At 70.1% G+C, this 19,958-nt stretch carries 20 protein-coding genes and 1 pseudogene; 14 read left to right on the top strand and 7 right to left on the bottom strand.

Annotated features, from left to right (window positions below):
• The first annotated feature begins 26 nt into the window (after positions 1-26).
• The 5 genes from ACWDU4_RS23425 (at position 27) to ACWDU4_RS23405 (ending at position 2,915) form a co-directional block, all read left to right on the top strand.
• Positions 27-1,313, top strand: coding sequence for a cytochrome P450 (locus tag ACWDU4_RS23425; protein WP_450116326.1), 1,287 nt, complete (start codon positions 27-29; stop codon positions 1,311-1,313).
• Between the two features lie 97 nt (positions 1,314-1,410).
• Positions 1,411-1,830, top strand: coding sequence for a MarR family winged helix-turn-helix transcriptional regulator (locus ACWDU4_RS23420; protein WP_450116325.1), 420 nt, complete (start codon positions 1,411-1,413; stop codon positions 1,828-1,830).
• Positions 1,831-1,864: 34 nt separating this feature from the next.
• Positions 1,865-2,320, top strand: a complete 456-nt coding sequence (locus tag ACWDU4_RS23415; protein ID WP_450116324.1) for a hypothetical protein — start codon at positions 1,865-1,867, stop codon at positions 2,318-2,320.
• Complete coding sequence (locus tag ACWDU4_RS23410) at positions 2,317-2,583, top strand: hypothetical protein (protein ID WP_450116323.1); 267 nt, start codon at positions 2,317-2,319, stop codon at positions 2,581-2,583. Before ACWDU4_RS23415 ends, ACWDU4_RS23410 begins: the two co-directional genes overlap by 4 nt.
• The gene (locus ACWDU4_RS23405) at positions 2,580-2,915 is read left to right on the top strand and encodes a rhodanese-like domain-containing protein (RefSeq protein ID WP_450116322.1); all 336 of its coding nucleotides are present in this window, start codon (positions 2,580-2,582) and stop codon (positions 2,913-2,915) included. The genes ACWDU4_RS23410 and ACWDU4_RS23405 overlap by 4 nt, the downstream gene beginning before the upstream one ends.
• Here ACWDU4_RS23405 and ACWDU4_RS23400 read toward each other — a convergent pair.
• From ACWDU4_RS23400 to ACWDU4_RS23370, 7 genes are all read right to left on the bottom strand, one after another.
• Positions 2,908-3,705: an SDR family NAD(P)-dependent oxidoreductase gene (locus ACWDU4_RS23400; RefSeq protein WP_450116321.1), complete on the bottom strand. Its 798-nt coding sequence runs from the start codon at positions 3,703-3,705 to the stop codon at positions 2,908-2,910. The two genes, ACWDU4_RS23405 and ACWDU4_RS23400, sit on opposite strands and share 8 nt — an antisense overlap.
• A gap of 30 nt (positions 3,706-3,735) precedes the next feature.
• Positions 3,736-4,506: an SDR family oxidoreductase gene (locus ACWDU4_RS23395; protein WP_450116320.1), complete on the bottom strand. Its 771-nt coding sequence runs from the start codon at positions 4,504-4,506 to the stop codon at positions 3,736-3,738.
• Between the two features lie 84 nt (positions 4,507-4,590).
• On the bottom strand, positions 4,591-5,352 hold the full coding sequence (locus ACWDU4_RS23390) for a crotonase/enoyl-CoA hydratase family protein (protein ID WP_450116319.1): 762 nt from the start codon (positions 5,350-5,352) through the stop codon (positions 4,591-4,593).
• Between the two features lie 100 nt (positions 5,353-5,452).
• Complete coding sequence (locus ACWDU4_RS23385; protein ID WP_450116318.1) at positions 5,453-6,628, bottom strand: thiolase family protein; 1,176 nt, start codon at positions 6,626-6,628, stop codon at positions 5,453-5,455.
• Between the two features lie 120 nt (positions 6,629-6,748).
• Positions 6,749-7,654 carry an enoyl-CoA hydratase/isomerase family protein gene (locus tag ACWDU4_RS23380; protein ID WP_450116317.1) on the bottom strand — a complete coding sequence of 302 codons (906 nt, stop codon included), beginning with the start codon at positions 7,652-7,654 and terminating at the stop codon, positions 6,749-6,751.
• Entirely contained in the window at positions 7,651-8,892 is a 1,242-nt protein-coding gene (locus ACWDU4_RS23375) for a CaiB/BaiF CoA transferase family protein (RefSeq protein WP_450116316.1), read from the bottom strand. The genes ACWDU4_RS23380 and ACWDU4_RS23375 overlap by 4 nt, the downstream gene beginning before the upstream one ends.
• Positions 8,889-9,554, bottom strand: a complete 666-nt coding sequence (locus tag ACWDU4_RS23370; protein WP_450116315.1) for a PaaI family thioesterase — start codon at positions 9,552-9,554, stop codon at positions 8,889-8,891. Before ACWDU4_RS23370 ends, ACWDU4_RS23375 begins: the two co-directional genes overlap by 4 nt.
• A 151-nt stretch (positions 9,555-9,705) precedes the next feature.
• Here ACWDU4_RS23370 and ACWDU4_RS23365 point away from each other — a divergent pair, with 151 nt between their 5' ends.
• The 9 genes and pseudogenes from ACWDU4_RS23365 (at position 9,706) to ACWDU4_RS23325 (ending at position 19,950) form a co-directional block, all read left to right on the top strand.
• On the top strand, positions 9,706-10,542 hold the full coding sequence (locus ACWDU4_RS23365) for an enoyl-CoA hydratase/isomerase family protein (RefSeq protein WP_450116314.1): 837 nt from the start codon (positions 9,706-9,708) through the stop codon (positions 10,540-10,542).
• Positions 10,543-10,607: 65 nt separating this feature from the next.
• Positions 10,608-11,411, top strand: a complete 804-nt coding sequence (locus ACWDU4_RS23360) for an enoyl-CoA hydratase/isomerase family protein (RefSeq protein ID WP_450116313.1) — start codon at positions 10,608-10,610, stop codon at positions 11,409-11,411.
• Positions 11,412-11,512: 101 nt separating this feature from the next.
• Positions 11,513-12,313 carry an enoyl-CoA hydratase/isomerase family protein gene (locus tag ACWDU4_RS23355; protein WP_450116341.1) on the top strand — a complete coding sequence of 267 codons (801 nt, stop codon included), beginning with the start codon at positions 11,513-11,515 and terminating at the stop codon, positions 12,311-12,313.
• 17 nt (positions 12,314-12,330) lie between these two features.
• Positions 12,331-13,881: a class I adenylate-forming enzyme family protein gene (locus ACWDU4_RS23350; RefSeq protein WP_450116312.1), complete on the top strand. Its 1,551-nt coding sequence runs from the start codon at positions 12,331-12,333 to the stop codon at positions 13,879-13,881.
• Positions 13,871-14,548, top strand: a pseudogene (locus ACWDU4_RS23345) (hypothetical protein); the annotation flags it as partial. The gene ACWDU4_RS23350 and the pseudogene ACWDU4_RS23345, both read left to right, overlap by 11 nt.
• Before the next feature lie 120 nt (positions 14,549-14,668).
• Entirely contained in the window at positions 14,669-16,348 is a 1,680-nt protein-coding gene (locus ACWDU4_RS23340; RefSeq protein WP_450116340.1) for a class I adenylate-forming enzyme family protein, read from the top strand.
• Positions 16,345-17,472 (top strand): NDMA-dependent alcohol dehydrogenase, encoded by a 1,128-nt coding sequence (locus ACWDU4_RS23335; RefSeq protein ID WP_450116311.1) that lies wholly within the window; start codon positions 16,345-16,347, stop codon positions 17,470-17,472. Before ACWDU4_RS23340 ends, ACWDU4_RS23335 begins: the two co-directional genes overlap by 4 nt.
• A 138-nt stretch (positions 17,473-17,610) precedes the next feature.
• Complete coding sequence (locus ACWDU4_RS23330) at positions 17,611-18,432, top strand: mycofactocin-coupled SDR family oxidoreductase (RefSeq protein ID WP_450116310.1); 822 nt, start codon at positions 17,611-17,613, stop codon at positions 18,430-18,432.
• Between the two features lie 18 nt (positions 18,433-18,450).
• Positions 18,451-19,950, top strand: a complete 1,500-nt coding sequence (locus ACWDU4_RS23325) for a class I adenylate-forming enzyme family protein (protein ID WP_450116309.1) — start codon at positions 18,451-18,453, stop codon at positions 19,948-19,950.
• Positions 19,951-19,958 lie beyond the last annotated feature (8 nt).

Genomic DNA, 19,958 nt, shown 5'->3' with positions numbered 1-19,958 from the left:
CCCATCCGAACGACGACCGGAGCGCAATGACCATCGCCGAACCCCCGACGGAACAGCCGTCGACGTCCGACCGCCCCTACCACCCGCTGGACATCTCCGCGGGCACCTTCTGGGACAGCGACTTCCGCAGCCGCGACGAGACCTTCGCGCAACTCCGCGCCGAACCGGGCCTGACCTGGCACCCACCGTCCTCGGCGATCTTCCCGCACGAGGAGACCGGCTACTGGGCCCTCACCCGGCACGCGGACATCCGCCACGCCAGCCTCACCAACGACGTCTTCGTCTCCGGCCTGGGGATCACCGTCGATCCGATGCCCGCGGAGATCCAGCGGACGATGAGCTTCTTCCTCGCAATGGACGCGCCCGAGCACACCCGCTACCGGCGACTGATCGCCATGTCGTTCACGCCACGGCAGATCAAGCGCATCGAGGACCAGATCCGGGCGAACGCCCGCACGATCGTGGACGACCTGCTCGCCGATCTGCGGGCGAACGGGTCCGTCGACTTCGCTGCCGACTTCTCCGGACGGCTGCCGATGCGCACGATCTCGGAGATGATCGGCATCGCACCCGAGAACCACGAGGTGGTCGCGCACGCGGTCGAATGCCTGTTCAGCACCGGCGACGACGAGTACGCCTCGCTCGAGGATCGGGCCACCCATTCGATGACCCAGCTCGGCCTGCTGATGAATGCCGGCATCGAGCTCGCCCAGCTGCGCCGAGTCGAGCCGCACGAGGACCTGATGACGGGCATCGTCGAGGCCGAGGTCGACGGCCACCGGCTCACCGACACCGAGGTCGGCGCGTTCATGGTGCTGATCGGCTCGGCCGGCAACGACACCACCAAGCAGACCAGCTCGCACGCGCTCAAGGCACTGATCGATCACCCCGAGCAGCGGGACTGGCTCCTCGCGGACTTCGACAATCGGATCGACACCGCGATCGACGAGTTCGTCCGCTGGTCCACGCCGGTGCTCAACTTCGCCCGGCACGCGTCGGTGGACACCGAGATCGCAGGCACGCCGATCGCGGCCGGCGAGAAGGTCGCCCTCTTCTACTGCTCCGGCAACCGGGACGAGTCGGTCTTCGATCGTCCGCACGAGTTCGACATCTCACGCTCCCCGAATCCGCACGTCGGGTTTGGGGGTGGCGGCGCACACTTCTGCCTCGGCGCCCAGCTGGCCCGAATGGAGCTGCGGCACCTGTTCCGCGAACTGCTCACCCGGCTGCCCGAGGTCGAGATCGGCGAACCCGAGTACCTGCACAGCAACTTCGTGCACGGCATCAAGCGGATGCGGCTGACGGTGCGCTGACACAGCGCCACCGGCGCTGCATTGGTTGAACGACCGACACGTCCGGCTCGTGGAGCGCGCGACCGGTCGCGGGCTTCGGCGTGGGTAGCCTTCTCGCATGTCCGAACCACCACCCTTCAGCCCGACGGTCACGCTGCTCACGGTGGGCCGGGTGTGGGAGGCCGCATTCACCGAGGCACTCAAACCGCTCGGCCTGACCACCCGCAAGTACGGGTTGCTGGGCCACATCCGCGGCACCCCGGGGATCTCCTTCAGCGAACTCGCCCGCCGCTCCCGCATCACCGTGCAGAGCGCCCACACGGCGGTCGCGGCATTCGTCGAGGCCGGGCTCGTCGATGACGGGACCGCGCACGCCGGGGCGGCGTCGACCCTGACGATCACGGCCGACGGTGAGTCGTTGCTGGCCCGGGCCGCCGAGGTGGTGGCCCGTCTCGACGCGGATTTCGCCGCGCAGCACCCCGAAATCACCGAGGCGTTGCGGGCGCACATGATTCGGGTGATGTCGGCCATCAACTGACACCCGACCGCAACCTTCAGTTAGACTGAAGGTCATGGAATCACTGCTGCTCTCCCTTCATGTGGTGGCGGGCATCCTCTTCGTGGGTCCCGTCGCGGTGGCCACGAGCCTGTTTCCCCGCCATGCGCCGGTGACCGCCGGGCCGAACGGGGCGAGACAGGCCGAGCGAAGCGTCGACATCGCCCGTGTGCTGTACCGCATCACCCGCATCTACGGCGCCCTGGCGATCGGAGTGCCGGTCGTCGGCCTCGTCCTCGCCACCATGCAGGGGCGCACGGGCGACGCCTGGGTCGTGGTCGCGATGGTGCTGACCGCCGCCGCCGGCGGACTGCTCGCCCTGCAGATCACCCCACTCCAACAGGAGGCGCTCACCTCCCCCGATGACGGCGCCCGGCTCCGACGCCTGAGCATGACTGCGGGCGTGTTCAACCTGCTGTGGATGATCGTCGTCGTCCTGATGATCGTGCGCCCCGGATCGAGCGCCGCATGACCGGGCAGCTGCGCGGTCTCGCTGCGCTCTCGGCACTCGAAACCGTCAGCCTCCTGGCACTCCTGACCAACCTCGGCACCGTGCACAACAGCACGGTCGCGAGCATCCTCGGTCCGATCCACGGCGCGTTCTACCTCGCCGTCGCCGCCGTGGCACTCCTCGGTCGCGGGCTGGCGCCGAGGACCCGGACGTGGGCTCTCGCACCCGTGCTCAGCGGCCCGATCACGATGGTCAACCTGCGACAGGAGGCGCGTGACGCATGAGCCTGCGACACTACTTTCGCCGGCCACCGGCCGTGACGGCCGCCGAGGCGGTCCGTCTCGTCGAAGACGGCGCGCTCGTCGTCGACGTCCGCCGCGAGTTCGAGTGGAATCGGGTACACATTCCCGGCGCCGTCCACGCACCTCTCGAAGTACTGCTCGACCGCTGTCCGGAGTTCCCGGACGATCGCCTCCTCATCACCTTCTGCACCGGGGGAATCCGGTCGGCCGGGGCGGCGAACCTGTTGGTGGAGAACGGTTTCGACGCCGTCAACATGAGCGGCGGACTCGTCCACTGGCGCGCCGCCGGCGGACCGCTCACACAGGTCAGGTGAAGTCCGTGCCGCCGTCGACGTTGACGTTGGCGCCGGTCATGTAGGAATTGCGCCGAGAGCCGAGGAAGGCGACGACCGAGCCCACCTCGTCGGGCAGGCCCACCCGCGGCAGCTGGGACGGATGGCCGAAGTGCTCGGTGATCGCCTCCATCAACCGGTACGGATCGTCGCTGTCGACTCCCACGGAGCGTGCCCAGCCGGTCAGCGACGGTGAGGCCACGCTGCCCGGGGACACCACGTTGACCAGGATCTCGTCCTTCGCAAGCAGGAGGGACAGGTTCTTCGAGACACTGGTCACCATCGACTTCGCCGCCGTGTAGGCGACGAGCGAAACAGTCTGCCGCTGAGTCGAACTCGCGGAGAAGTTGACGATGCGGGCCCACTGCGCCGTGCGCAGCAGCGGCAACGCCGACTGCACGCAGTGCACCATGCCGAGCACACCGTCGTCCACGGCCGTCCGCCACTGGTCGTCGGTGAGGTCCTCGACGGTGCCGCGCACGTTCGGCCCGGCCGCGTTGACGAGGACGTTCAGTTCACCGTCCCAGCGCCGGTCCAGTTCGGCGAACACCTCGCCGATCCGGTCGCGGTCGCGCAGATCGGCCTCGAGGCCCACCGCGTCGGGGCTCCCCAGTGCGGTCAACTCCGACGCCGCGGCATCGAGGTCGCGACGGGTACGGGAGAGCACGGCCACCCGGGCGCCGTCCGCGGCGAAACAGCGTGCGGCGGCCAGGCCCATGCCCCGGCCGCCGCCGGCCACCACCACGGTGGCACCCCTCAGTCCCAGATCCACGTCAGTTCCGGATCATTTGCGTCGGCGTGGTCACTTCGGCTGGAATCGCTGTGCGCCGTCGATACGGACGACCTCACCGTTGATGTACGGGTTCTCGAGGAGGTACGCCGCCAGGCTGGCGTACTCGTCCGGGGTGCCGAGGCGCTTCGGGAAGGGCACGCTGGCGGCGAACTTCCCGAGTGCCTCCTCCCCGAGGAACTCCATGATCGGAGTGCGCATGGTGCCGGGCGCGATGCTGTTGAGCCGGATCCCGACCGCACTGAGATCGCGTGCACCGGTGAGCGTGAGGGCGATGACGCCGCCCTTGGCGGCGGAGTAGGCGGACTGTCCGATCTGCCCCTCGTAACCGGCGATCGAGCTGGTCATCACGATCGAGCCGCGCTCGCCGTTGTCCTTCGGTTCGTGTGTCGCGACCTTCGCGGCCACCAGCCGGAGCACGTTGTAGGTGCCGGTCAGGTAGAGCGCGATGGTGTCGGTGAAGCCCTTGAGGGTGTGCGGGCTGCCGTCCCGGTTGACGACCTTCTCGAGGACGCCGAATCCGCCGTGCGCGATCACCGCGTGACGGAGCGTCCCGAGCTCACCGGCCGCCTCGATCGCGGCGGCCACGGAGTCCTCGTCGAGAACGTCGGTGCGCACGTAGACGGCCTTGTTGCCCAGTTCCTCCGCGAGGGCCTTCGCCTTGTCGTCGGCGAGGTCGGCGATGACGACCGCCGCACCCTCGGCGTGAAGCTTGCGAACGGTGGCGGCACCGAGACCGCCGGCACCACCGGTGACCAGGGCCACCTCTCCTTCGAATGACACTGTGACTCCCCTTCTCTCGTGTTCCGCGCTACTCGTGTGCGTGTACGGCCTCATCGGCCGGCCGGGTGGGTGAACGGAGCCCGGTCAGGAACCGGTCCACCGGGGGGCGCGCTTCTCGGCGAACGCCGCTGCGCCCTCCTTCGCGTCCTGGGTGCCGAAGACCGGCGCGACGAGTTCCATCTGCTTCTGCCACTTCTCGTCCTCGCTCCAGCTGCGGGCCGCCGCGATGACCTTCTTGGTGACCGCCACCGCAATCGGGCCGTTCGCGGTGATGCGCGCGGCCAGTTCCAGTGCCGCATCGAGCGCCCCGCCCGGCTCGGCCAGTGTGTTGACGAATCCGAAGGAGGCACCCTCCTCCGCGGTGAACGGGTCACCGGTCAGCGCCAGCTCCAGTGCCTTCTGGTACGGAATCCGCTCGGGCAACCGCAGCAGGCCGCCACCACCGGCGACCAGACCGCGCTTGACCTCCGGGATGCCGAAGGTGGCATCCCGGGCGGCGACGACCAGATCGGTGGCGAGCACCAGTTCGGTGCCGCCGGCAAGGGCGTTGCCCTCGACCGCGGCGATCAACGGTTTGGCCGGCGGCTTCTCGGTGAATCCCATGCCGCGGCCCGCGATGTACGGGAACTCGCCCTTCGCGAAGGCCTTCAGGTCCATCCCGGCACTGAAGTTCCCGCCCGCCCCGGTGAGCACCGCCACGGACAACTCCGGATCGGCGTCCAGTTCGTCGAGCGCATCCGCGAGTCCCTGGGACACCGCCAGATTGATCGCGTTGCGGACCTCCGGACGATTGATCGTGATGACGAGAACGCGACCACGGCGTTCCGTGAGTACTGCGTCGGACATGTTCCTCCCGGTTTCTGCGGGCCGGGCACACGGATGACGCGTGCCCGGCCGGGCACGTGGCGGGCACGCGACCCACCGCTGGACTTCTGGACCTGGCCTTCTAGACCTCGATGACGACGGCGCCACCCTGACCGCCGCCGGCACACATGGCGGCCACCCCGATTCCACCGCCACGGCGCCGCAGCTCGTGGACGAGAGTGGTGACCATCCGCGCACCCGAGGCGGCGATCGGATGGCCGAGGCTGCAGCCGCTTCCGGAGAAGTTGACCAGCTCCGGGTCGATCCCGTGTTCGCGGCAGGCGGCGATCGGCACGGACGCGAACGCCTCGTTGATCTCCCACAACGCCACGTCGGCAACGGAGATGCCGGCCCGGTCGAGCACGGCCGGAATCACCTTCACGGCGCCGAGTCCGCAGTCCCGGGGTGCGACGCCCACCGCGCCCCAGGCGCGGACCTTGCCGAGGACCGTCAGACCCTCGGCCGCCGCCAGGGACTCCTCCGCGAGGGTGACCGCGGCAGCGGCGTCGTTGATGCCGCTGCTGTTGCCCGCGGTGATCGAGAATCCCTCGATCTCGGGATGCAGAACCGGCAACGAGGCGAGCCGCTCGAGGGTGGTGTCCCGGCGGGGATGCTCGTCGATCGCGAAGTCGACCACCGAGCCGTCGGGCAGTTCGACCTTGAGCGGGATGATCTCGTCGGCGAACTTGCCCGCGTCCTGGGCGGCGACCGCCCGCAGGTGCGAGTTCAGCGCCCACTCGTCCATCTCGTGCCGGCTGATCCCTTTGGCCTTCGCGGTGTTCCACCCGACGGTGACGGCCATGTCCAGGACCGGCGCGTCCGGCGTCTCGGGATGTGTCGGCGGCATCCACGGCTCCTGGAAGGCGAGTTGGGGGCCGGGGATGCGCCACTTCATGAGCGGACCGGTCGAGAGCGACTGCACGCCACCGGCGACGAGCACCCGTTCCATACCGGACCCGATCTGGGCCGCAGCGTTGCCGATCGCGGTCAGACTGCCGGCGCAGTGCCGGTTCACGGCCTGTCCGGGTACCGACTCCAGCCCGGAGGCGGCTGCGGCATATCGCGCGAGATCACCTCCGCCGTAATGCGATTCGGCAAGGATGATGTCGTCGATCACGGCCGGGTCGACCCCGGCGCGGCGAATCGCCTCGGGGACGATCGTGGTGGCCAGGGTCTCGGCCGGAGTGTTCACGAGCGTCCCCTTGAAGGAACGCCCGATCGCGGTGCGGACGGCACTCACGATGACGGGTTGTGGCATCTTCTCGACCTCGTACTGGCGGGCTGCGCAGCGGGCAGCGGTGACGGACGGTTCGGATCGCGGGTTGATGTTAGCACTTACCGTAGTGCCAACAGTAGATAATTCTGGCGGCGCCGGTCTCTAGCGCAAATCGGGCTCGGGCACGTCGAAGTGCGCGTCACGCAGCCGGAAGGCCTCCCTGGTGCCCACCTCGGCGCGGGTCTTCACGAAGTTGAACTCGCCCGGCGCGAACTGCAGATTCGTGCCGAAGGCGTGGAAGAGATAGCTCGCCACCTCCTCCCCCTGGTACGCCTGGCTCTGCTCGACCAGGCGGAACGCCTCCTTCGCGATCACCACACCGTCGGCGGGCATACGCGCCGCCTTCTCGGCCCAGTACCGCGCTCGCGCCGTCACGACGTCGCCGGCGCAGGTCTCGGTGAACACCCCCAGGTGCTCGACCGCGGCCGCCTCGACGATGTCGCCGGTCAGCAACAGCCGGCGCGCGAGCACCGGGCCGAGCCGATGGAAGAACATGTGCAGGCTGCCGAGCGCCGGCCCGAGAAACCTGGTGGCGGGCATACCGATCCGCGTGTCCCGGGCAATGACCGAGATGTCGGTCATCAGCGCCATCTCGAAGCCGCCACCGAGCGCATAGCCGCTGATCTCACCCACCGTCACCTTCGGGAACCCGAGAAAGTTGTGGTAGAAGTCGAACGACCTGCGATCCACCGTCAGCCGCCTGCGCTGGCTCGGCCTGCTCTTGACGGTCCGTGATCCGGCAGGCGAGTCGCCGTTGCGTTCGCCGTACCACCCGTACGCGTTGTTCATGTCCGCGCCGGTGCTGAACACCCCCTCGGCGCCCCGCAACAGCACCACCGTCAGGTCGTCGTCGTCCGCGACGGCGTCGAGGCATCGCGCGAGGCTGTCACGCATGGCGGCATCGTAGGAATTGCGCTGCTGCGGATTGTTCAGCGTGATGGTGGCAATCCTGCGATCCCTGTCGACATCGAAGAGAATGCGCGGATCGGACGGGGTCGGACCACTCATGAGTCGGATACCTTCCTGTTCGACAGGCCGAGTTCGGCCAGGATGTGTTCGGTGTCGGCACCGAGCGCGGGAATCGGCCCGAGCGCGACGTCCCAGCCCGAGCTGGGTGCCGGCGGAAGAAGGGTCGGCACGACCCCGACCGGGGAGTCGACCTCGACCCATCGATGCCGCTCGACGAGCTGAGGATGATCGACCAGGTCGCGGACCGAATTGATCCTCGCGCAGGCGATTCCGGCGCCGGTCAGTTCCTCGACGGCCTCCTCGAAACCCAGCGGCGCCAGATGTTCGCCGACCAGGGCGTCGACCAGCCCCCGGTGGGCGACGCGCGCGGCGTTGGTCGCGAACCGTGGATCGTCCACCAGTTCGTCGCGGCCGAGCACCAGGCGCGCCAGGCGTGCCCACTCCCGATCGTTCTGCACACTCAGCGCGACCAGACCGCCCGCCGCCACCGGATAGGCGTCGTAGGGCGCGATCGCCGGATGGCTCATGCCCGCGTTCATCTTCGGAGTGCCGCCGTGTTTGGCGACGGTCAGGGGATAGCCCATCCACTCCGCGACCGCGTCGAGCATGCTGACCTCGATGACGCAGCCGCGACCGGTGCGGTGCCGGGCGAGCAATGCCGCCAGGATCGAGGAGTACGCGTAGCTCCCGGCGGCGATGTCGGCGACGGCGATTCCGGGTTTGATCGGCGCTTCGACCGTGCCGGTCACCGACACCACGGCCGCCTCGCATTGCACCAGCAGGTCGTAGGCGCGTCGGCTGTCGTACGGGCCGCCGGTGCCGTAACCGGAGATCTCACAGACGACGAGATGTGGGTGAGCCACCGTCAGGTCCGCGGCGGCCAGCCCGAGATCGGCGGTCGCTCCCGGCGCCAGGTTGTGCAGGAAGACGTCGGCGCCGCTCAGCAGCGACCCGAGGACCTGCCGCCCGAAGTCGGACTTGACGTCCAGGGCGAGCGACTCCTTGGTGCGGTTGAGCCAGGCGAAATGCGCCCCCATCCCGCCGGCGGCGGCATCGAAGCCTCTGGCGAAGTCGCCTCCGTCGACCCGCTCCACCTTGATCACGCGGGCACCCAGGTCGGCTAGGTGACGGGTGGCGAAGGGGCCCGCGACCGCCTGTTCCATCGCGACGACGAGCACGCCCTCGAGCGGACGCTCGCCGACGGCACCGAGCGGACGCTCGCCGACCACGCCGGGCGGACGCTTGCCGGGGGCACCTGGCGGACGCTCGCCGGTCACGGCGCGCCCCCGTCCGCACGCCGGCCGTCGAATCGGAAGCCGGCGAGCTTGTCCGGCGAGAGCGCAACCGCGTCGACCTCTCCGGTGCACAACAGTTCGTCGCCGTGGAGCAGCCGAACCGTCGACAGGACGCCACGCTCGGTCGGCTGCCGGGCGATGTCGAAGGCCAGGTCGGTCAGGAGTGGTGTGGGCCGCCGGTAGCGGATGTTCATCGAACGGGTCTTTCCGGACGCCCGCACCGCGCAGTTGTGATGCTGCGCCACGCAGTCGAAGAACACCCCGAGGAACCCGCCGTGCACCAGTCCGGGCGGGCCCTCGTACGGCACGGGAAAGCACACGGTCCCGGATGCGGAGTCGGCTTCGATCCGGTCGAAGCGGTATTCGGGGAAGCTCGGATTGAATGCGCCGATGTCGAAGGCGTGGTCCAGGTAGACGCGCCGATCGGGATCGGGGTTCGGACCGATCCGCGGCGCCGGGTCGCGCGGCGCGGAGGGTGCGATGTCCCGCTCCCATTCGGCCAGCCGCGCCAGCATCTCGTCCACCGCCGGATGGTCTCGCTCGAGCGCCAGCAGCAGCCCGGTCATCCGCCGCATCGCCGCTGCTGCCGCCATCGTCTGCCCGAGCGGCTTCTCGCCGAATCGGGCGTCGTCCTGCTGCGCCATGGGCCACCTTCCTCGGCAGCGTGGTTCCGTCCGCGGCCGATCCTTGCTAACTTGTGTCAGCAATAACGGTATCGCCTACCGTATAGCTAACAGTATCTGTCTGGGAAGAACGGATTCACCGAAGAGTGGACGCAGAAGATCGGAGCCGGCGGTGACCACGGACATCGACTCGGCGGGCGCGGCCGCCGCCGTCAGGACACATCGGGAGGGCGCCCTGCTCGACGTCGTCCTCGACCGCCCCCGAGCGCGCAACGCACTCAGCCACGCGATGATCGACGACCTCGTCCGCACGCTCACCGACGCGGCCTCCGACGACACCCTGCGCGCGATCCACATCCGCGGCGCGGGCGAGAACTTCTGCGCCGGCGCGGACTGGGTCGACACCAATTCGCGCTCCGGCGACAACCCGGAAGCCGTCCGCCCTCGCGCTGGAAATCTCGTCCGGCGCGTTCCCCACGGCGCGCATCGCGTCATCGAACTCGTCCACACCATCGCACTGCCCGTCGTCTGCAGCGTCCGAGGCTGGGCCGTCGGACTCGGCTGCAACCTCGCCCTCGCCGCGGATTTCACCCTCGCCGCCGACGACGCCGTCTTCTGGGAACCCTTCCTGAGCCGCGGATTCAGCCCCGACTCCGGGTCCACCTGGCTGCTGCCCCGCCTCGTCGGACTTGCCCGGGCGCGCAGGATGCTTCTCCTCGGAGAGAAGGTCAGCGGCACCCGGGCCGCGGACTGGGGCCTCATCCACGACAGCGTGCCTGCGGCCGATCTCGACCGGGCCGTGGAGGACCTGCTGCACCGGCTGACCACCGGGCCGACCGTCGCACTCGGCTTCGCGAAGCAGGCACTCGCGCACGCTCAGCACGCCACGCTGGAGCAGGCGATGACCCAGGAGCTCTACAACCTCGAACTCGCGTGTCGCACCGGCGATTTCAAGGAGGGCCTGGCTGCGTTCACGCATCGCCGCAACCCCGCCTTCGAGGGCCGATGAACAACGCTGAGACAACCCGCACCGCGACGACCCGAACCGCGACAAGCCGCACCGAGAGGACCCGCATGTCGTACGACACGATCAAGTACGAAGTCGACGGCCACACCGCGACCATCACGCTCAACCGCCCCGACGCGCTGAACGCCCTGAGCCCTCACATGATCACCGAACTACGCACCGCGTACGCCGAAGTCGAGAACGACGACAAGGTGTGGCTGCTCATCGTCACCGGCAGCGGCCGGGCATTCTGCACCGGCGCCGACGTCAAGGAGATCCCCGGTGACGGCAAGGTGATCAACGAGAAGCCCTACCTGTCCACCTACGAGCAGTGGGAGGCACCCCAGGAAGGCACTCCCCCGTTCCGCACGATGGCGAAACCCGTGATCACCGCGGTCAACGGACTCTGCTGCGGCGCCGGACTCGACTGGGTGACCACCGGCGACATCGTGATCGCATCGGCGAACGCCACATTCTTCGACCCCCACGTCTCGATCGGGTTGGTCGCCGGCCGTGAAGTGGTGCGTCTGGCCCGCGTGCTCCCCCGCTCCGTCGCGCTGAGAATGGCGCTGATGGGCAAGCACGAGCGCATGCCGGCCCAGCGGGCGCGCGAACTGGGGATGATCAGCGAGGTCGTCGAACCCGACCGTCTGCTCGAACGCGCACACGAAATCGCCGACATCGTCAACTCCAACGCACCCCTCGCGGTCCGCGGAACCCGGCTCGCCATCCTCAAGGGACTCGACCTGCCCCTGCACGAAGCCGAGATGCTCGCCGAATCCTTCCGCGAACGAGTGACCCGAACCGAGGACGCACTCGAAGGCCCCCGCGCCTTCGTCGAGAAGCGCGCACCGGATTGGCAGTGCAGATGACCGGCTCGCCGGAAGGGCAGATGACCGGCTCGCCGGAAGGGCAGACGACCGGCTCACCGGAGGGGCAGACGACCGACTCGCCGGGAGGGCAGACGACCGCCCTGCGGACCGATTGGGAGACGCTCCTGGTCGAGGTGGACGCGGCGGCCCACGTCGCCACCGTCACCCTCAACCGCCCGGACCGCCTCAACGCGTTCGACCGGACCATGTGCGAGGAGATGGCCCGGGTGTGGCAGCACGTCAAGCTCGACGATCGCGTCCACGCCGTGGTGCTGCGCGCAGCGGGCGACCGGGCATTCAGCGCGGGCCTCGACGTCAAGTCCAGCTACGGACAGCCCGACAACATCTGGAGTCACGAGGACCCGGGCGAACTGCTCAGCCCGAAATGGCAGAAGATGTGGAAACCGGTCGTGTGCGCCGTCCAGGGCATGTGCACCGCCGGCGCGTTCTACTTCGTCAACGAGGCCGACGTCGTCATCTGCGGGGCCGACGCGACGTTCTTCGACTCGCACGTCTCGGCCGGCCTCGTCTCCGCACTGGAACCGATCGGCCTGATGCGCCGCGTCGGACTGGGCGAGACACTGCGAATCGCGTTGATGGGCAACGACGAACGTGTCTGCGCCGACACCGCGCTCCGCATCGGCCTCGTCTCGGAGGTCGTCCCCGCCGCCGACCTCTGGGCCCGCGCCCACGAGATCGCCGCGACGATCGCCGCCAAACCACCGGCCGCCACCCAGGGAACGGTCAAGGCCATCTGGGAGTCGCTGGACAAGCCCTACCGTGCGGCGCTCGACCACGGCCTGATCTACACCCGCCTGGGCAATCCGATCGGCACCGCGCAGCTCGCGCAGCAGCGCGCCCGCTCGGGGAACCACGGCCGGACCGCCCCGAGAATTCGATAGGAACGGCAGCGACCACGATGAATGCCCCCGCCACCACACCGGATCACGTCCTCTCACGTCGCATCGCCGACGTCCTCCGGATCGAACTCGACTCCGCAGCAATCGAATACGACGGCGACTGGTGCACCTGGCGGCAACTCTCCGACTGTGCCGAGCGCATCCGGGAGACCGTCGGCCGGATCTCTCCCGGCCGGGCGCCGCGGGTCGGGATCCTGCTGCGCAATCGGCCCGTCCACGTCGCCGCACTGCTCGGAGTCCTGCTCGGCGGCGGCTGCGTCGTGGTGGTCAATCCGTCCCGCGGCGACGACCGGACCCGCGCCGACCTGCGCGCCCTGGCCCTGCCCGTCGTTCTCGGCGAAGCCGACGACCTGGCCACATTCGTCGCCCCCGATGTCACCACCGTGTCCGTCACCGACCTGACCGAGGCCCCCGTCGTGCACCCTGCGACCGGCACGGTCCCGGCCCCTGCCACGCAGAGCGGTTCCGGCAGGGTCGATTCCCCCGAGAGTGATCCGAAGGTGGCCGTCCTGATGCTCACCAGCGGCACCACCGGGCCGCCGAAGCGGGTCGCCCTGACCTACGACATGCTCACCCGGAGCGTTCTCGGACCCGAACCGGGCCGCTGCCCGGAGAAGCTCAGCAGTGGCGTCGGGATCGTCAACGCACCCCTGGTCCACATCGGCGGCGTGTTCCGGGTGCTGCAGTGCATCGTGGCCGCACGACCGTTCGTGCTGCTCCCCCGTTTCGAGATCCGGGCCTGGGCGGACGCGGTGCGGCGGTACCGCCCACGCGCGGTGTCGCTGGTCCCCGCCGCAGTGCGCAGCATCCTGCACTCCGATCTCACCCGCGACGATCTCGACGGCATCACCGTCGTCACCTCGGGCACCGCACCGCTGTCCGCCGACGACGCCGACGCGTTCACCGAACGGTTCGGGATCCCCGTCCTCACCTCCTACGCCGCAACCGAGTTCGGGGGCGGCGTCGCCGGCTGGACCCTGCCCGACCACCGACGCCACTGGGCCACCAAGCGGGGCAGCGTGGGCCGCGCCCAGCCCGGATCCCGGCTGCGGGTCGTCGACGAGGGCGGCAACGAACTGCCGACCGGCGAGGTGGGACTGCTCGAGGTCAAGCCGGGTCAGCTCGGCGCCGACGCCGACTGGATCCACACCACCGACCTCGCCCGCCTCGACGGAGACGGATTCCTCTGGATCGTCGGGCGGGCGGACCAGGCCGTCATCCGCGGCGGATTCAAGGTGCTCCCCGAGGACGTCCGCGCCGCACTGGAATCCCACCCCGACGTCCTCGGCGCCGCCGTCATCGGCCGCCGTCACGACCGGCTCGGCGAGGTGCCGGTCGCGATGGTCGAACTGAGCGCCGGCGGGACCGCCGACGCGACGGCGCTGACCACGTATCTGTCGGCACGACTGGCCCGCTACGAGATCCCCACCGAGATCGCCGTGGTCCCGGCGCTGCCCCGAACCCCTTCCGGGAAGGCCGATCTGGTCGCCGTCCGTGCCCACTTCGACAGCCTTGCCGATCACGACCCCGGGGTGGGCGATGTCCGCTGACGAACAGCCGACGGCGACGCCTGCGACCGGGCCGCGTGACCGGGAGACCCCCGACGCGCGAGCAGCCCGTGCCCTGATCGCGCTCGGCGCGGGCAAGGGCACCCGCGTCGGCATTCACGGCGGAGCCCGGTTCGCCGAGTGGGCGCCAGCGGCGCTGCGGGTCGGTGCCGTCGTCGTTCCGCTGCCCGACCCCGCCGACGACGCCGGCGGCACCGAGACCCGGCGCCGCCTCTCCGGCGCCGAGGTGGAGATCGTGCTCGGTCCGCCCGACGACGCTCCGGCACCGGGCGCCGATCTGCCGCACCTGCGACACGTGATCGGCACCGGTGAGGTCGAGGGGTTCCTGCGGCGAGGGAACACGATCTCGGTGGATCTGGTGGAGGCGGTGGAGGCCGACGTCGCGGACGACGACCTGGTCGCGGTCCTGTACGGACCCGACCGCCACGCCCCGGGCGCGCTGCACACCCGTGCGGGAGTGGCCGACGGGCGGTCCGCCGAGCACCTCGTCGAACGCCTGCGCAGGTTCTGCGCACACAAGGACGGCGGCCCGGGGCACGCCGAGACCGCGGGCGCGACAGCGGCGGGCACGGAAACCAGGATCGTCGACCCCGACACCGGGGACGACACCGCCCCGGGGTCGGTCGGCGAACTCTGCGTCCGCGGCACCGGGGTGATGCTGCGCCACGTCGGGCACAGCCGCGAACAGTGTTTCGACCCGGACGGCTGGTGGCACAGCCGGGACCTGGTGCAGAGGTCCGCCGGGGCGGCGGTGGCCGACGTGCCGACCGTGACGGGGCGCCGCGATCGACCGCGCTGCCGCCACGGCCGCAGCGCCGGGGCCACGGTGCCTGCGCTGATCCGCAGCCACAGCGCCGCGCATCCGGACCGGCCGATGGTCATCGACACCCGGGACCGGCTGAGCTACCGCGAACTCGACGCGGCGACGCACACCGTCGCGGCGACCCTCGTCCAACACGGCATCGGCAAGGGCACCCGCGTGGGCGTGCTGATGCCGAACAGCACCCGCTGGCTCACGATCGTCCTGGCGCTGGCCCGGATCGGCGCGGTCGCGGTCCCGCTCAGCACCCTGCTCACGCCCCGCGAACTGCGCGCGCAACTGGCCACCGCCTCGGTGCGGTTCCTGGTGGCGGTCGAGGAGTTCCGCGGACGCCGGCACCTGGACGGCCTCGCCGCCGAACTCGGCTCGGCGCTGCCGACCGGGAAGGAGCCGCTGCTGAACCCGGCGCTCCCCGCGCTGCGCGGGGTGTGGACACCGGAGTACCTCGCGCTGCACCGGCCGGCCCCCGAGGCGCTGGCCCTCGTCGATTCGCTGTCCGACCGGGTCACCGCCGCCGACGACCTGGTCGTCATCTTCACCTCCGGAAGCAGTGGGAGCCCCAAGGGCGTGATCCACTCCCACGGCAGCGCCCTCGCAGCGGTGATCGCCACCCTCGCGGACCGGTGCATCGGACCGGACACCCGCCTGTACCTGCCGATGCCGTTCTTCTGGGTCGGCGGATTCGGGGCGGGCATCCTGTCCGCGCTGGCCGCCGGGGCGACACTGGTCACCGAGGAGATCCCGAGCCCGGAATCGACCCTGAAACTTCTCGAACGCGAATGCGTCACCCTCTTCCGGGGCTGGCCGGACCAGGCGCAGGCGTTGGCAGCCGAGGGCGCGCGCGCCGACCTGTCGTCGCTGCGGCCGGGCAGCCTCGAGGCGCTGTTGCCTGCCGAGTTGCGGTCCGCGCCCGGTGCCCGGGCCAACCTGTTCGGGATGACAGAGTCCTTCGGCCCGTACAGCGGCCACGCGGCCGACACCGACATGCCCCGCACCGCGTGGGGCAGCTGTGGCCGGCCGTTCGACGGTGTCGAGCTGAGGATCGTCGACACTCGCACCGGCGAGACCGCGCCGGTGGGCACCGTCGGCGAGATCCGGCTGCGCGGCACACATCTGCTGCGCGGAATCTGCAGGCGCCGCCGGGAGGACGTCTTCACCCCCGACGGGTTCTACCGCACCGGCGACCTCGGCCGGGTCGACGAGGACGGATTCCTCTTCTACCAGGGCCGTTCGGACGACATGTTCAAGGTCAGCGGCGCGACGGTGTACCCGAGCGAGGTGCAGGCCGCGCTGCGCACGCTGCCCGGCGTCCGCGCCGCCTTCGTCACCAGCCTGCCCGGACCTGCCGGCGACCGGGTCGCCGCCGCGGTCATCGGAGGTCCGGAGCTGACGCCCGAGACACTCCGGCGGGGTGCGCGTGGCGTCCTGTCCGCGTTCAAGGTCCCCTCGGTGTGGCGGATCGTCCACGACGATGCCGACATCCCCCGCGGCGCCACCGGGAAGGTCGACCCGTCCCGGCTGCGCAAGCTTCTCGCCGACACCGGCGACAACCCTCGTCCCCACACCGGATCTCCGCTCGCGGCGCCGGTACCCGCAGGCACTGCAACGAAAGTCGAGGTGAACCCGTGAAGACGAAGGGCGCACTCATCCACGGCGCCAACCAGCCGTGGTCGATCGAGGAGATCGAGATCGGCGAACCCCGCCGCGGCGAGGTCCTGGTCCGCATGGAGGCAGCCGGGCTCTGTCACTCCGACCACCACCTGGTCACCGGGGACGTCGAGATGGCGGGCTTCCCGGTCCTCGGCGGTCACGAGGGCGCCGGCGTGGTCGTCGAGGTCGGCGCCGGCGTGGACGACCTGACGGTCGGCGACCACGTCGTGATGTCGTTCATCCCGTCGTGCGGCAGGTGCCCGTCCTGCCAGTCCGGCAACCGGAACCTGTGCGACATGGGCGCGAACCTGCTCGCCGGGGCGTCGGTGTCCGACGGCTCGTTCCGGATCACCTCCGGGGGCCGGAACGTGTACCCGATGTCGCTGCTGGGCACCTTCGCCCCGTACGCGGTGGTTCACCAGACCTCGGTGGTCCGCATCGACCCGACGATCCCGTTCGAGGTCGCCTGCCTGGTCGGCTGCGGAGTCACCACCGGTTACGGCTCCGCGGTGCACACGGCCCGGGTCCGGCCCGGGGACGACGTCGCGGTCGTCGGGGTGGGCGGCGTGGGGACCGCGGCACTGCAGGGCGCGGTGATCTCCGGTGCCCGCAGGGTCTTCGCGGTGGACCCGGTGGAGTGGAAGCGCGAGCAGGCGGCGAAGTTCGGGGCCGACGAGGTGTTCGCGGATCTGGACGCCGCGCTGGCCGGGGTGACCGCGGCCACCGAGGGGCGCATGTGCCGGAAGGTGATCGTCACCGTCGGCCGGTGCGACGGACGCGATGTGGAGAGCTGGCTGCGGCTGACCGCGAAGAACGGCACCTGCGTGGTGGCAGGAATGGGCAGCGTCACCGCCACCGACGCCTCGCTCAACCTGTCCACCCTGACCCTGCAGCAGAAGAAGCTGCAGGGCAGCATCTTCGGCGGCGGCAACCCGCATCTTGACATCCCTGAGGTGCTCGCGCTGTACAAGCTCGGTGATCTTCGGATCGACGACATGGTCACCCGCGAGTATCGGCTCGACCAGATCAACGACGGCTACCGGGACATGCTCGAGGGCCGAAACATCCGCGGAGTCGTCCGGTTCACCGACGAGGATCGGTGACCGGCCGCCACGGTGGGCGCGCGGATTCCCGGAATCCCGCCGCCCCGGAAGCCGAACACACTTCGCGCACAATCCGATACGAGACGAACGAGGGTGCCCGGCAGGCGGGCGGCCGCGGTTCGGAAGGGGAACGGCACGATGGGTGATCGACTCGCAGGCAAGGTTGCCTTCATCACCGGCGCCGCACGCGGCCAGGGTCGTGCGCACGCGGTCCGGATGTCCGCCGAGGGCGCCGACATCATCGCCGTCGACGTGGCGGGCAAACTGCCCGACTGCGTGCCCTACGACTCGGCCACACCGGACGACCTCGCCGAGACGGTGCGGCTGGTCGAGGCCAACGGCGGGCGGGCGATCTCCGCGCCCGTCGACACCCGGGACCTGGACGGCCTGCGTGAGGCCGTGGACGCCGCGGTGTCCGAGCTCGGGCGGCTGGACGTGATCGTCGCGAACGCCGGGATCGCATCCCCGCAGCCGTGGGACGAGATCACCCCGGAGGCGTTCCGGGACGTGATGGAGGTCAACGTCACCGGCACCTGGAACACCGTGATGGCCGGCGCCCGTCACATCGTCGACGGCGCGCGCGGCGGCTCGATCATCCTGATCAGCTCTGCCGCCGGCGTGAAGATGCAGCCGTTCATGGTGCACTACACCGCCAGCAAGCACGCGGTCACCGGCCTGGCCCGCGGGTTCGCCGCCGAACTGGGCAAGCACTCCATCCGCGTCAACAGCGTCCACCCCGGTCCGGTGAACACCCCGATGGGCAGCGGGGACATGGTCACCGCGGTCGGGCACGCCACCGAGAGCAATCCGCAGCTCGCGCACATGCTCACCCCGTTCCTGCCGGTCTGGATCGCCGAACCGGAGGACATCGCCGACACCGTGCTCTGGCTGGCGTCCGACGAGTCGAAGAACGTGACCGCCGCCCAGATCTCGGTCGACCAGGGATCCACGCAGTATTGACGAGAGGTCCGCCGCATCATGGTCCAGCAGCACGCCGAGCCGGACGACGGCGCCCGGTTCGCCGCCGAACTCGCCGACCACCTGGCCGGATACGGGCATCGCCCGTTCATCGAGTTCGAGCACCGTTGGTATTCCGGCGACGAGGTCGCGGCCCGGATCGACAACCTCGCGGCGGCACTGGACCGCGCCGGGGTACCGCCGGACGCACCGATCGCATTGGTGGCACGCAACCGGCTTCCGCACGCGGCGGCGGCGCTCGGCCTGGTCGCCGCCCGCCGCCCGCTGGCGATGGTCTACTCGTACCAGTCCCCGGCGTCGATCGCCCGGGACATCGAGACCCTGCGGGCGGCCGCGGTCGTCGCCGACCGAACCGACTGGACCGAACCGGCACTCGAGGCGCGCCACCGCGCCGGAAGCGCAGCGCTGGCGCTGACGACGGACTCGCCCGACCCGCGAGTGCTGGCGCCGTACCGACCCGGGGATGCGCAGCACACCGACTCGGAAGCCGTTGCCGGCCTGCACATCCTGACCAGCGGTACCACCGGACCACCTCGGCGCATGCCGTTGCGGACCGCGGTCCTGCAGCACACCGTGCTCACCATGACCGGCGGACTCACGGCCTCACCGGACGATCCCCCGGAACTGGTGTTCTGGCCGTTCGGCAGCATCGGCATCTGCCAACTGCTCGCGGCGCCGTTCCAGGACAAGCGGATGGTCCTGCTGGAGAAGTTCACGGTCGACGAGTGGGTGCGCGCCGTCAAGACGTACCGGATCCGGCGAACCGGCGTGCAACCTGCGATCCTGCGGATGCTGCTCGACGCGGACGTCCCACGCGAGGACCTCGCGTCCCTCGAGTCGCTGCCCGGCGGCTCCGGCCCCCTCGACCCACAGCTGCGTCGCCAATTCGAGGACCGGTACGGCATTCCGCTGTTGTGGGCCTACGGGGCCACGGAGTTCGCGGGTTCGGTGTGCGCCTGGACCCCCGAGCTGCACCGGCAGTTCGGAAAGAGCAAGCCCGACAGCGTCGGTCGACCGTTGCCCGGCGTGCAGGTCCGGATCGTCGATCCCGCGACCGGCGCGCAGCTGGGTGTCGGCGCCCGCGGCGTGCTGGAGGGCCGGGTCGAGGTCATCGGACCGGAATGGATCCGCACCACCGACCTCGCGTCGATCGACGCCGACGGGTTCGTGACGCTGCACGGACGGGGCGACGGCGCGATCAATCGCGGCGGTTTCAAGGTGATCCCCGAACGCGTCCGCGCCGTGCTGCTCGGACACCCCGCGGTTCTGGACGCGTGCGTCGTCGGTGTTCCCGATCGCAGGCTCGGGCAGGTGCCGTTCGCCGCCGTCGAACTCCGCCGTGGGGCACCGGCACCCACCGAGGGTGATCTGCTCGGCCTGGTCCGCGACGCCCTGCCCAGCCACCACGTGCCGGTGGCGGTCGCGATCGTCGACGGCCTGCCACGCAATGCCGCGATGAAGGTGACCGTGCCGGAGGTCGCGGCCCTCTACTGCACCTGAGCCGGGAC

The organism is Rhodococcus sp. NPDC003348, from assembly GCF_053589375.1.
The sequence above is the reverse complement of the archived record's forward strand: the minus strand, read 5'-3'. Positions and strand labels throughout refer to the sequence as shown.